The sequence below is a fragment of the Rossellomorea sp. GAMAL-10_SWC genome (assembly GCF_049568075.1).
Classification (GTDB): domain Bacteria; phylum Bacillota; class Bacilli; order Bacillales; family Bacillaceae_G; genus Gottfriedia.
On record NZ_CP144911.1, the window covers coordinates 3,375,245 to 3,388,739 of the forward strand.

Consider the following 13,495-nt stretch of genomic DNA (forward strand, 5'->3'; position numbering starts at 1 on the left):
AAACGATTACATTTTCTATATGATTTTACATTTTTCCAATATTTTTAATTTGAAAGTTTGATAAAATAATAATTATCATTAAAATTTTGGAGGAAAATATGTCATTATTCATAACAGCTTTCGGAGGAAAACTTTTACTATGCTTGGCCTTTACCTTAATCTGCTTCTTAATTGCATGGCCAGTCGGATTATATTTCCGATACAAGGATGCACAGAAAATGAAAGAAGTATTACGCGACCAACCAATCAATCGACGCAATTACTGGCTTAAACAATTCTTAAAATTAAGTATATCAATAATAGTTTTATATTTTATATCATTTTTAATTGCACTTTATTTTAATATGCCATTTTCATCTACTGCACCGTTTGTCGGTCTATTCGCTCTATTACTCATGCTTTATATTAAATTTGCCCCACGTACAACTGGTGAAGCAACACCTGATATTGATGGATGGCATACAACATCTGTAATTATCGATCCTGATGAATATTTCACTTCAACAGGAGCAACCATTATTTTTGGATCTTTTATCTTTACAACCTTTGAATTTATAAGCGTTCTATATTAAAATCTTTAGCAATTATTTTATGTTTTTCAAAAAAAAAGCATTAATGATCACACTGATTATTAATGCTTTCTTTTATTAAATTTTCGATTGGTTAGTTAACTGTTCTAATTCTTCCTCTATTCTACCTACATCAATTCTTTCAAAAAGAGGATTTACTTCGTTAATTTTTACTAAAAACGGAGAAATTTCCTTCCATTCAAAGTTTGGTAAATTTAGCATTTCTTTTATTTCATTACTCGAAAAAGGTAGGATTGGATGTAAGATTTGCGCCAGGTTGGCAATAGCATAGACACAACTCACCATCGTGTTATGACATTCGCTCAAATTCTCCTTAACTTGTTTCCAAGGCGCTGCTTCATCAAAATATTTATTTGCAGATCGGATAAATTCAAATACTTCCTCCACGGCCTTTTTGAAATTAGCCGATTCAAACTGTGAACCAACAGACTTATAAAGCCCTTTAATATCAAATCTAATTGATTGTTCAATTTCCCCTTCTGGGACTTCACCATTATAGTACTTTTCAAGAAACTTTAATGTGCGGTTTACAAAATTCCCATATGCGCCTAATAGCTCACTATTATGACTATAAATAAATTCCCTCCAAGAAAAATCAGTATCCCTATTTTCTGGAGCATTTATTGTTAAAAAATATCGGATTGAATCTGGATGATATTTTTCGATTAAATATGGTACCCATACAGCCCAGTTTTTACTAGTGGACAGTTTTTTCTTCTCAAGCGTCAAATACTCATTTGAAACAATATGAGTTGGAAGAGCCTCTTTTTTTAAACCAATTAAAATAGATGGCCAAATAATTGAATGAAACGGTATATTGTCTTTACCATGAATATAATATGAAATTGTTTCTTTTTTCCAAAAGCTGGTGTCATCTTGATTCATGCTAAGTGCCCATTGTTTACTTGCCGAATAATAACCAGACACTGCTTCGATCCACACATATATTTTCTTCTTTTCATACCCTTTTACTGGTACACTTACTCCATTTGGCAAATCCCTTGTTACTGCTCTGTCATGAAGCCCTTCATTTAAATATCGTTCTGTTAATTGGATCGCATTCGAACGCCAGCATCCACTCATTTTAGCAAAATCAACATATTCCTTTAGCTCATCTTGTAACTTGCTTAATGAAAAATAAAAGTGCTCTGTGTTTTTTACGGATGGAGGATTTCCACATAACTTACATGTTTTATTTAATAAATCTAAAGGATCTAAAATAGCAGAGCAATAATCACACTGATCTCCACGCGCATGTTGACCACAATTTGGACAATTTCCTTCTACATAACGATCTGGTAAAAATTGTTCAAATTCTTCACAATAACATTGTTCAATTTCTTTTTTATAAATTAACCCATTTTGTAATAAAGTTAAGAAAATTTCTTGTACAGTATGATGATGATGCTGTGCGTCTGTCCTTGTATAAAAATCATAGGTAAATCCTAATTTCTTAAAGTTATCCTCGAATTCAAGGTGGTAACGATCTGCAATTTCTTTATAAGTTACATTTTCTTGTTTTGCTTTAATAGCAATAGGTGTCCCATTACAGTCACTTCCTGAAACGTATAATACATTCGCTTTTTTCAAACGAAAATATCGAGCTAGAATATCACCTGGCAGTAAAGCTGCAATATGCCCCAAATGTAATGAACCATTTGCATAAGGCCAAGCTCCTCCAATAAAAATATCCATTCCAATTCCTCCTAATTTATAAATGCAAAAAACCTCGCCCCTATCTATAAAAGATAAGGACGAGGTTTAATATCCACGTGGTACCACCTTAGTTCACAAAGTATTTGCATACATTTGTCTTTGCAAGTACTAAAAGCATAAAAATGCTTATATACTGTGACTTTGGTAACAAGTGCCAACTCTTGTCGTAGCCTACTAATATGAAATATACGTTCAGTACGAAGCTCCGAGGCCATTGTTCAAATAAGTATTCATGCTTCTTTTCAGCTACCGAAGCTCTCTGTAAAAAATAACATTATTCTACTTTTCCTCTTCATTGCTTTTATTCAAATGTTAAAAAGATTTTATAAAAAAGATATTGAAAAGTCAAACTATTTAAAAACGATTATAGATTTTTATATAGTATGAATTACAAAATAAAAGTTGATTCAACTATTTGTCGAAATTAAAAATGAATAAGAGTGAAGGGATTCTCCGGAACTAAGTTAAATATATTCAATTATCAAAGCTTTAGGAGGAGATGTAATGTCAAATTGGAAGACTGCATTATTTGAGTTACAAAAAACAGATATGTCTTTTTCAACTTTTAATGAAGTAAGAGCTGATAATTTAGACTTTAATAATGTAAGCTTGGCAAATTCGAAATTTACAAATGCAAACATGAGAAATCTGGAATTAAATGACGTAAATTTATTCGGAACTCGAATTTCAGATGTTAATTTGTCTAATACAAAAATAACAAATGGTAATTTAAGAGACTTAATAATTGATCATGTTCATTTAGCTGGAACAAGCTTCCGCAATATTGTCATTCCGGATGATCTAAATCTTGACGATCACGCTAATTCTATTAAATTTGAGAATTGCAATTTAACAAATAGTCAGTTCACGGACTGTGATTTAAGCCATGTCGAAATTAATAATTGTAATTTATCAGGATTGAAAATTAATGGCATTTTAGTTGAAGATTTGTTAAAGAGTTATAGTGAGAGGAAATAATTTCTACATAAAAAGTATGTTATCAATTATTTAAACCCTTTTCTACTTATGCTACCCATTTCAACGCGCAATAAAAAAAGAATCTATAATCAGATTCTTTTTTCGTGTCTATGGTAACTTGCGTTGTTCTTAATGGTCGTCCAGTACAATATTTCTGTTTCCATTCCCTGTTAACTGTGCTTCGAAGGCGTCAATTATATGCAAAAATCGATCTGCTTCTCTAAATACATGATCTGCAAGCAGTGGGTGAATGATACTTTTAATTCTACAAGCTTCTATTAGGTCGCGAGCTGTTTTCTTAAAATCTCTAAGTGATTTTACCGATACACGGTTTTCATCAAGGAATTGGTCAAGAATCGGAACTGTTTCCGATTGTGGCCTCATTGATTCTAAATCTACGGCTTGGTATAGAAGTTGATCAAAATCATGGCTAAATTCCCTCGCTTGATCTACTAGTTTTCTTTCTGATGGATCTAATAAATGTCCGATAAATTTTGCATGGTCTGCCATAATTCTTAAAAAGAAAACATTTTCCTGGATAATTGCAGCGGGTAGTGGTTGGAGTTGACCATTATTTAATTCAGTCAAGCGATTTGCAAAATAGGCTGCTTCTCTACTTGTATGGTCAACTAATAATGGAAAGTTATTGCCCGTTATTTTACAAGTAAGGAGTAAGTTAAGGATTTTCCGCTTATAGGCCCAAATCATGGAAGCTGCTTGATGAACCTCATTATTAAACTGTTTAATTTGCTGAGGATCCGTTTGAAGCGAAAATGATTGGGCTTTATTTCCTATTGCTTCAAAAACTTGATAAAATTGATCTGCTTCTTGAATTAACTCAGTATCATCACAATTAAAGCCTAATTTAAGAAAGAGTGAATGCTCCTTCATGATCCTTGACCAAAACTGAATCTCATCTAAAGAACGTGCTATAAATACATCCGACAATCGGACCCCTCCTAACATAATTCATTTCACTTTCTAATATATTGATGAAAATATGAATTATTACAGATACATCTTTATTAAGTAGATTAGCTATTCGTCTACTAAAATTTAATATTAGTTTATAAAAAAAGCATTACTTCAATTGAAGTAATGCTAACTTATTTATAGATTATGATTTCAAAACATCGTGATCAACATATCGTTTCCCATCTAATTGACTAATAACATTAATCGAAACTTTTGCTCCATCACCTGCTGTAATAATCGTATGAACACTTGTTCCTGCAACAGTTCCCGCTGCCCATACTCCTTCTATATTTGTTTTACCAGTCGAATCTACATCAAGTACGGTCTTTATGCGAGGTTCTGTTCCAGCTTTTGTTTTTAGTCCCACATTTTCAGCTAAATCCACACTTAAGCCTGTAGCTAAAATCACTTGATTAGCTTCATAAGTTGCTGTTTCGGCTTGTAGTTGTCTAAAACTAGAGTTTTTTTACCAGCTTTTGCTGCAAATAAAGCAGCACTTGCTCCCGCCGGTCCGGCGCCGATAATTACGATATCATACATTATTAAAATCGCTCCTTTTTACATATAAGATTGATTTAAGTACTGTCATTATTATTCTGTCGTCGCCTTATTAATCCCTGAATATATTGATTGCAAATTAATTAAATCCCGGGAAACTTGAGAGATTGGAATAATTAATCCATAAAAGTACAAACGCAATAATACCTAATAATAATATTGTAAAAGTTTGTTTAAACGAATCCTTAACACGGATATGTGATATTATTCCACCGATTGCCACAACTCCTAATAATAAACCACCCGCTGGAACCCAACTTTCTTCCCAAAATCCAATAATGAGTGAAACAGCACCAACCAATTCTACTAATCCAGTAATTACTCTGAACCATTGTGCTAATTTCAAGTGATTAAAACTTTCAACACTCGTTTTTGAACCAAAAACTTTACCTAAACCAGCAATTAAAAACATAAGAGCTAATAAAATTTGCAAGATAATTGATAAAATATCCATTTTTTTATCACCCCTTTACTAATATATATGCAATTGAAAAAAGCACATATTACTACAAAAGTAACTATTCAATCTAAAATTTTGATTAGAATGTTTTATTAAATAAGTCATGTCTTGTTGATTTCAACTAAGGATGCTCGCTATAGCATGAGCTAGGCCTCCACGTTTCTGCTGGGTCTTTAGTCTACCCAAAATAAAAAAGCAGTGTTACCTGCTTATTTAGGACTGTTAATTCCTTATTAAGTTAGTAAATCATATTTAATCCTTAAAAAAATCAATTCGATTCATAACATCTTCAATTGTAAATTGCTTTAAATAATCTAAAGCCTGGCGTTCCGCTTCAAATAGTATTCTTTCTATTTCTAAATCTAGCTGTTCTGCAGCTTCACCACAGTCAACTGACATTTCTTGTTCTATGGGACCCCTATTAACAGCAGTATAGATTTCACCTAAGGTAATTGAATCAATCGCCTTTTTTAAAATATAACCACCTTCACGGCCACCTTTGGATTCTACAATACCTGCTGAGGATAAAGATTGCATTACTCTTCGCATGAAGGTCGCATGAGAATCCACTTGCTCTGCAATCATTGCGCTAGATAACATTCCACCACTATTTGCCAACCAAACTATTGCATGAACTGCTATTTTAAAACGAGGTGGACCAATATTGACACCTCTGTTTACACTACTCATTGCTTTTCACTCCTAAAATTACTTGGTTGATTACTTATTAAGCAAATGATAAAACATTAAATTTTCATAGGCAATAGAATAGTTAGAAGAAAGTTATTAACAATTTTAACCAATAATTATTTAGATGTTTACTAATAGATCGTAAATCTATTTTTTTATTAGAGACCAAAATGTTGCTTAGCTAATTCCTTATATCTCATTTCATCAATATCCTCTTTCGTAACTACACCGTTAATCCATTGTGTAAAAGAAGTATTCGTTAAAGTTTTATTCCCCTCATTTGTCAGTTGAGTCATTAAAGGGTTTTTATTAAATGGAGACTCCTTGTGCTCAGCAATAATTGTTTGAATCTCATTAAATTCGGACACATCTGAAATGATATCTCGTGAATCAAATGCATAACCAATTCTCCAATCGGGATCTTTATGTTTTAGTTTTAACATCAATACATAATCCCCGAATTCTGTGTCTTCTTTTTTAATTCGAAACTCACCATTACTAGAAGTAATTATCTCACCGGATAAGGGAACTGCTTTTAAAGGAAGATTCGCCCCAAATCCTGTATCAATTAAGTATGTTTCTTCATTTTGTGTTAATAGGATTGTGACATGTGTTCTTCCAAAAGAAGGATATTTTTGAGCTATATTGTCATAAACAACCCCTCTTACTAACCTCACGTTAAACCCGTTTTCAAGAAGAAATAAATAAAGTAATGAATTCAATTCATAACAGAGACCACCTTCATTTTTTACTAATAATTTACTAATTAAATTTTCTCGGTTGATCTCATTCGTTTTATTTCCTATAATACAAAGATTTTCAAAAGGGATATTTTTAGCAGTTTTTTCAAGAACGTCATTTACATTATTAAAGTTAATCACTTCATTATCACGTAATCCGATTCTTTTTCGAAAAAATAAATTAAGCTCGCTCATTAATGATTCCTCCAGTCACATCAAACTTTTAATTAATCATACCATTTAAGTTTATTAGCTAAAAAAAATAAGCTGCAAAAGCAACTTCATGTTGTTAAAAGTTTAGAGTGTCTCTTATAATCTTTTTTCAAAATAATATTGATTATACCCTTTTGGATGATTCTCAATTAATCCAAATACTTTAAAACCATGTTTCTTATAAAATTTTGGAGCTTGAAAACTAAAACTATCTACTTTAATAAGGCGACATCCATTTTCGATTGCAAATTCTTCCATTTGATTGATTAGCTGACTACCAAAACCTGCATGTCTATATTCCTCTGACACCCATAAGAAGTCTATCGATAAATGGTGCCAATACATCCTTCCAGTAATTCCACCTACTATTTCCTCTTTTTCATTTCTAACGACAAAGCTTATATTTTCCGACGGTGCTTTCCTCTCATCAGGAAGGTTTTTAGCATTAAATTCAATTACTTTTTTTCTAATAAAATCACTATCCTCTTGTACCCATTGTTTTACTATTTTCATTTTTAATTCTCCTACTTTAGTATTCGACTTATAGCATCTCTTAATTAATAGTACATTCTCTAAATAACGCTATTTTCCTTTTAAAATCATTCTTAACCAAGGATCTAACTGAATAAGTTATAAACAAAAAAACCTTCAATAATAAGAAGGTTTTAATCTAAATCTTATGGTATAATCTTCCAAAAGGAGTGAAATTAATATGCATAACATGCTTTTTCCTCTATTTTCAATCATACCGATTTTATTTTACATTGCACCATTTGTTTTTATGATTTGGTTTCTTTTAAAATTCCTAAAAATTCAACAAGAGAAGAATCAAATTCTTAAAAGTATTTCAGATAAACTAGATCACTTTAATAACAATCATTCAGAAACCTGAAAGAGCATATGTCTCTTTCTTTTTTTATTTTTTAGAGACTGGAATCCATATTTCGCTCTTAAAAGTTGGTGATGTGATGTCTTTCTGTTCATTCCACAATATTTCAGGACCTTCTACTTGATGGTAATTAGAAGATGGAAACCATTCCGAATAAATTCGTCCCCAGACTTCTTGCAATGCATCTGGAAATTTTCCAATTGCTTCGAATACTGCCCATGTAAATGCAGGAACTTCAAGTTGAATGAACTCATTTGGACAGTCATTTGTAGTGGCAACACCAATATAATGATCAAGCTCTCCTTTTTCTTCCATTCTACCTTCAGAAAAATTTGTTGATGCACTAATTATGCCATTCGGTTCAACATTGGAGAGTTCTTTTAGTTTCGTTATCTTTTCCATCGTTAAAGTTTTCCACATGGATGCAATTTCCGGATTAACTCCATTAAAAATAATCGGAACTCTCTTTTTTATCCCTACGATTCGAAATGCCTCTTTTTCTTCAATACGATAGTTCATTTCATTTCCCCCTTTAATTGATAATTGGAAGGTCATTCGTGGAAATGCTTTGAGCGAATTGCCGTTATTTCTAGCTTCTGACGGCGTAATTCCATGCAAGTTTTGAAAGGCTCTCGTAAAGGAATCCGGAGAATTGTATCCGTATTTTAAAGCAATATCAATTATTTTCTTGTTATGATCTTTAAGTTCAAATGCAGAGGCGGTAAGACGGCGGCGACGTATATATTCTGAAAGGGAAATTCCAGCAAGAAACGAAAACATTCTTTTAAAGTGATACTCAGAACAAAAAGCCCGTCTAGAAAGCTCTTTATAGTCGATCTCACTTGTCAGATTTTCTTCAATATATACTAGAGCATCATTTATATTCTTTAACAAATCCATTTTATAACCTCCTTCATCAATAGAATAACAGGAACAAAATTAACCAATCCGACATTTCTTGCTAAGTTATGTAGGGTACTATTATTAAAGGGAGCAACATTAAGTAGCTCCCCCAAAATTATAACTTTTTAGATCGATAATTTAAAATCTTCTTTTACATTCAATTTCTTATTAACCTTAACATAAACCAAAATTGCATTAAGTAGCAATAATGCACTTGTAACAAAAAATACGTATTTTACACCTAAATATGCTCCAATTTGCCCACCTAAAATGGAACCGACAAATACACCTAAATATCCTGCTGACATATTAAATCCAAATACTCGGCCGGTAATGGCATCTGGTGTTATTCGTTTAACTAATGTATTAACAGCCGGAGTTAAGCCCGCCGTTGCCAAACCTAAAATAAATCGTAGTCCCATCAATTCCCAAGCGTTTTTTACAAATGCTTGGGGAATAACCATTAGACCTGAAACAATTAGTGCAACGAATATAACTTTATGTGGACCAATTCGATCTGAAATCTTACCTAATCTCGGAGCGGCAATAATGCTTGCCAAGCCTGATGCTGAAAATGCCATACCCGCTAACAATGCAACATGTGTAGAATGAGCAGATAGCTGAGAAATATAGACCGTAATTACCGGTTCAATCGAATAAAGCGCTATTGTTAAAACAAAAAAAGTAATGAACATAGTAATCATTAAGCTTTTATCTGGAATAATACTCCATATTTCCTTAAACTTAAGCACTTTTTTATCTTGGCGAGTAAATGATTCTTTTACAAATAATGCTGTTGTAACAAACGCAACCATCATGAGTCCACCAGTTACAAAAAACACATTTTGTAAGCCTACAGTCTCTCCAATATAACCTCCAATCATCGGACCAAGTAATGAACCTGCTATACTTGCAGTTGAAAGTGTACCTAATGCCGATCCCGCATGCTCTTTATCTGTTTGCGTTGCGATTAAAGTTGTACAAGCTGTACCGTAACCAGTAATGACACCTTGTAAAAGTCTTAAACCAATTAAAACATAGACATTATGTGCAAAACCCATACAAAAAATGATTATTGACATACCAAGACTTGCTCTTAGCAGCATTGGTTTTCGTCCAAACTTATCGGCTGCCAAACCCCAAATAGGAGAAAAAATGGCTGAAATAATAAAAGTTACCCCAAAAGCAATACCTGAAAATTGACTAATTAATGCAGAATTATGAACACCAAGTTTATCAATATATAGGGGTAATACCGGACCAAGTTGGCTCATTCCAATACTTGTTACAAACATTCCGAACCAGCAAACAATCAAATTTCTTTTCCACAATAACATCACTTCCCCCTCCTTTTTGATAAAAATAAAATCACTATAAAAATCTCGAGAATGAGACAAATAAAAAATAACAATAAGTTTCTAGTATACATATAACACTAAACTATATTTTATAGTTTGTAAATTATATTATATAGTTTACTAATTATTATTAGAAGTGTTAAACTATTTTTAGTAATATAGTCTCTCTTTAAAAATACTTTGTATTTAGGTATTGTATCTTTAAGGACATTAGTTGATTGGCAGTAGAAATCAGCCTATATTTTCTTAAAAAAAACAATTTACCTAAACATGAGACGGGAGCAAAAAAATGGTTCAAAAAAGAAATTTAACAAAAGAAAAAATTATTGAAGTAGCTTTTTCATTGGCTAATGAAATCGGACTTAATCAAGTTACTTTTCCAAAAATTGCAGAGAAGCTAGATATTAAATATCCATCTTTATATAACCATTTTGCGAATATGGACGATTTAAAATTGAAAATGACGATTTCACTTTTAAATAAATTAAATTCGACTTTAATGCAGCGATTAGTCGGCAAAAGTGGTGAACAAGCGATTAGAGAAATTGCTTATGTATACCGTGATTTTGCATTTGATAATAGAACTGGTTATGGACTTTTTATGAATATCCCGAGTACAGAAAATGATGATGTTAAACGACTTGCTAGGGAAACAACTGGAATTATTCATCAAATTCTAAAATTTTATATTACGGACCCTACTTTATTAATACATCAAGGCCGAGCATTAAGAAGCATTTTACACGGATTTGTCTCGATGAATTTCCTTGGATATTTCCAACATCCAGTAAATGTAGATGACAGCTTTGACGTTATGATTGATGACTTTATTTCTTCTGTTTCAAAAACGCAAAAGTAGAAAAAGTTTTTAGCAATAAAAAATGTGAACACTAAACTAGGCAACTTTCCTTAGATGTCTAGTTTAGTGCTCACATATAACAAAGGGAGGTGTGGTAAAGGCAATAAATGCTTTTACCATTTAAATGAAAATAGCTAAAGGTATTGAAACAATTGAATTAGAAATGAACTTTACAGGACAGGTAAATATTATTCACCCAACATTACTTTGGGATGAACAAGAAGTGATCTTAGTAGATACAGGAATGCCAGGGCAAACTGGAGAAATTCGTGAAGCGATTGAAAAAGCGGGATTGGAATTTAACAAGCTGTCTAAAATCATTCTTACACATCAAGATATTGATCATATCGGGAGCCTTGCTGAGCTTTTAAAAACTGCTGATCAAGAAATTGAAGTACTAGCACATAAAGAAGACAAGCCATATATTGAAGGCGATAAAGCTTTAATGAAAGTAAATCCAGAGCGAATCGCAAAAATGATTGAATCTGTTCCTGAAGAAATAGGAAAAAAAATAAAAGCAATCTATAATACACCACTAAATGCTAAAGTTAATACAACTTTATCTGACGAAGAAGTTTTACCATATGCTGGTGGAATCACTGTGATTTTTACACCTGGACATACTCCTGGTCACATTTGTTTATATCATCAACAAAGCAAAACTTTAATCGCAGGTGATGCTGTTGTCGCGGCTGATGGCGTAATTATGAGGCCAAACCCAAATGCCACACCTGATATGGAAACAGCTCTTTTATCCATTAAACAATTAACAAAATATGATATTGAAACAATCATTTGTTACCATGGCGGAGTTGTAAATGAAAATGTAAATGAACAGCTTTTAGCATTGGCTAACAATCAATAATTTAATGTAGTAAATTTGGGCACCAAATAAGGTGCCCTTTAGTGTATGTGTAACAAAGTACAAAAAACTTGAGTTTCAGACTGATTCTGGTTTTTTTCTATTAATAAATGAACATAAAATTAATACAACTAACATCCCTAAACATACAAAAATACTTAACCTGTTTTGTTCACTGAATGCAAAAGCTATACAGCTCACACCTAATGCAATTACTGTAAATGATGTTACGTACGGAAATCCCCATACTTTATAGTTTGGCAGCTTAGTATAAGTTTTACGGAGCTTTAATTGTGCTAAACAAATGCTGATCCATACTAATGATACTGTAAATCCAGGTATTGCCATTAAATAACCGAATACACGATCTGGAGAAAAATAAGCTACAAAAGTGCCCCCAATTAAAATAATTGCACTTACAATAACCGTATAAACAGGTACACCATTTTTAGAAATTTTTGCAAAAACCTTTGGCGCCTCTCCCTCAGTTGCTAACGAATACATCATACGAGTACAGCCGTAAATACCTGAATTTGCAGCAGATAATACCGCCGTAATTAATACAAAGTTCATAATATGAGCTGAACCTTGAAAACCTACTGTTGATAAAACTTGAACAAATGGACTTTCTTGATTACCAATTTCATTCCATGGAATTAATCCACAAATAATCAGAATTGGAAGCGTGTAGAATAAAACAATTCTCCAAATAACCCCTTTTATAACTTTTGGTATTACTTTTTCAGCATCCTTTGTTTCTGTTAAAGTTAATCCAATTAGTTCTGAACCACCGTAAGAAAAAATGACTATTAATAAAGCAGAAAATACTCCTGACCAGCCATGTGGGAAAAATCCTTTATGCTGAACATAATTTTGTACATAACCACTATGATCACTTGGAATAATTCCAAATAAAATTCCAGCGCCTAACGCAATAAATAAAACAATCATTGTAATTTTAATCCCTGCAAACCAGAATTCTATTTCACCATATCGTTTCACATTCATAAAATTAACAGCCACAATAAAAATTGCACTAATAAAACTTAAAGACCATAACGACATTGAAGGAAACCAATATTGTAGAAAGCTACCGGCTGCGATTACTTCAATAACACAAACAACTAACCACATAAAACAGTACAACCAACCAATTACGAAAGACACTCTTGTACCAAACGCTTTACGAATAAATCCTTTCATATTCAAACCTGGAAACGCAATAGCCATTTCCGCAATCGCACTCATCACAACAAGAAGTAATAATCCAGCAAACAAATATGAAAAAATAACTGCAGGTCCTGCAATCGATACAGTTTCTGATGTTCCTTTAAAAATACCAGTGCCTATTGCACCACCAAGTGCCATGAAACGGATATGTCTTGGTAGTAAATTTTTTTGTAATTCCATTTTCTATCTCCTCTTTCTAGCTTGTAATTTTATAAAAAAAAATCGCCCCTGCCACTAACGACAGGGACGATTTTCACCGTGGTACCACCCTAATTGCAGAATTAAATCTGCCACTTGTTTTATTTAACGATCGATGACCGTCTTTTTCAAAGTAAATGTCGACCTTTACTTTTAAAAAAGATGCTCCAGGATTGTAATTCATGCTTGTTTATGTACTGATTCACACCATCCACCAGCTCTCTTAAACAGTGAAACAAACATTACTGTATTCCCTTCATTGCATTTTCTATATTC

The 13,495-nt window shown here is 32.4% G+C and carries 13 protein-coding genes, 1 pseudogene and 2 other annotated features; of the genes and pseudogenes, 4 read left to right on the forward strand and 10 right to left on the reverse strand.

The genetic code is table 11. The features are described 5' to 3' along the window. The first annotated feature begins 98 nt into the window (after positions 1–98). Positions 99–572, forward strand: coding sequence for a hypothetical protein (locus tag V5E38_RS16725; protein ID WP_499210824.1), 474 nt, complete (start codon positions 99–101; stop codon positions 570–572). Positions 573–647: 75 nt separating this feature from the next. Here the strand turns inward: V5E38_RS16725 and metG are convergent, their stop codons facing one another. Further along, on the reverse strand, positions 648–2,285 hold the full coding sequence (gene metG / locus V5E38_RS16730) for a methionine--tRNA ligase (protein WP_499210825.1): 1,638 nt from the start codon (positions 2,283–2,285) through the stop codon (positions 648–650). A 52-nt stretch (positions 2,286–2,337) separates the two neighbouring features. Further along, positions 2,338–2,611 (reverse strand) — a binding site (T-box leader). Positions 2,612–2,810: 199 nt separating this feature from the next. On the opposite strand from metG, the gene V5E38_RS16735 reads away from it, so the two are divergent. Continuing rightward, positions 2,811–3,284 carry a pentapeptide repeat-containing protein gene (locus V5E38_RS16735; RefSeq protein ID WP_499210826.1) on the forward strand — a complete coding sequence of 158 codons (474 nt, stop codon included), beginning with the start codon at positions 2,811–2,813 and terminating at the stop codon, positions 3,282–3,284. 129 nt (positions 3,285–3,413) lie between these two features. Here the strand turns inward: V5E38_RS16735 and V5E38_RS16740 are convergent, their stop codons facing one another. The 8 genes and pseudogenes from V5E38_RS16740 to V5E38_RS16775 all read right to left on the reverse strand — a co-directional run bounded on the left by V5E38_RS16740 (position 3,414) and on the right by V5E38_RS16775 (position 10,049). After that, the gene (locus V5E38_RS16740; protein ID WP_499210827.1) at positions 3,414–4,232 is read right to left on the reverse strand and encodes a DUF2935 domain-containing protein; all 819 of its coding nucleotides are present in this window, start codon (positions 4,230–4,232) and stop codon (positions 3,414–3,416) included. A 169-nt stretch (positions 4,233–4,401) separates the two neighbouring features. Further along, positions 4,402–4,799: pseudogene (locus V5E38_RS16745) on the reverse strand (FAD-dependent oxidoreductase). Between the two features lie 97 nt (positions 4,800–4,896). Next, the gene (locus tag V5E38_RS16750) at positions 4,897–5,271 is read right to left on the reverse strand and encodes a DoxX family protein (protein WP_499210828.1); all 375 of its coding nucleotides are present in this window, start codon (positions 5,269–5,271) and stop codon (positions 4,897–4,899) included. Positions 5,272–5,529: 258 nt separating this feature from the next. After that, a complete protein-coding gene (locus V5E38_RS16755; RefSeq protein ID WP_499210829.1) occupies positions 5,530–5,967 on the reverse strand; it encodes an RrF2 family transcriptional regulator in 438 nt (145 codons plus the stop codon). Between the two features lie 158 nt (positions 5,968–6,125). Beyond that, positions 6,126–6,902 carry an arylamine N-acetyltransferase family protein gene (locus V5E38_RS16760; RefSeq protein ID WP_499210830.1) on the reverse strand — a complete coding sequence of 259 codons (777 nt, stop codon included), beginning with the start codon at positions 6,900–6,902 and terminating at the stop codon, positions 6,126–6,128. A gap of 114 nt (positions 6,903–7,016) precedes the next feature. After that, entirely contained in the window at positions 7,017–7,433 is a 417-nt protein-coding gene (locus tag V5E38_RS16765) for a GNAT family N-acetyltransferase (RefSeq protein ID WP_499210831.1), read from the reverse strand. A 403-nt stretch (positions 7,434–7,836) separates the two neighbouring features. Further along, positions 7,837–8,709, reverse strand: a complete 873-nt coding sequence (locus V5E38_RS16770) for an AraC family transcriptional regulator (protein ID WP_499210832.1) — start codon at positions 8,707–8,709, stop codon at positions 7,837–7,839. Between the two features lie 128 nt (positions 8,710–8,837). Then, a complete protein-coding gene (locus V5E38_RS16775; RefSeq protein WP_335447394.1) occupies positions 8,838–10,049 on the reverse strand; it encodes a multidrug efflux MFS transporter in 1,212 nt (403 codons plus the stop codon). Between the two features lie 310 nt (positions 10,050–10,359). Between V5E38_RS16775 and V5E38_RS16780 the strand changes: the two genes are divergently transcribed. Together V5E38_RS16780 and V5E38_RS16785 are read left to right on the forward strand one after the other, a co-directional pair. Beyond that, positions 10,360–10,929 carry a TetR/AcrR family transcriptional regulator gene (locus V5E38_RS16780; protein ID WP_097979166.1) on the forward strand — a complete coding sequence of 190 codons (570 nt, stop codon included), beginning with the start codon at positions 10,360–10,362 and terminating at the stop codon, positions 10,927–10,929. Positions 10,930–11,053: 124 nt separating this feature from the next. Then, the gene (locus tag V5E38_RS16785; RefSeq protein ID WP_499210833.1) at positions 11,054–11,794 is read left to right on the forward strand and encodes an MBL fold metallo-hydrolase; all 741 of its coding nucleotides are present in this window, start codon (positions 11,054–11,056) and stop codon (positions 11,792–11,794) included. A gap of 75 nt (positions 11,795–11,869) precedes the next feature. Here the strand turns inward: V5E38_RS16785 and V5E38_RS16790 are convergent, their stop codons facing one another. Continuing rightward, positions 11,870–13,201: an amino acid permease gene (locus tag V5E38_RS16790; protein WP_499210834.1), complete on the reverse strand. Its 1,332-nt coding sequence runs from the start codon at positions 13,199–13,201 to the stop codon at positions 11,870–11,872. A 59-nt stretch (positions 13,202–13,260) separates the two neighbouring features. Then, positions 13,261–13,488, reverse strand: a binding site (T-box leader). Positions 13,489–13,495: the final 7 nt, after the last annotated feature.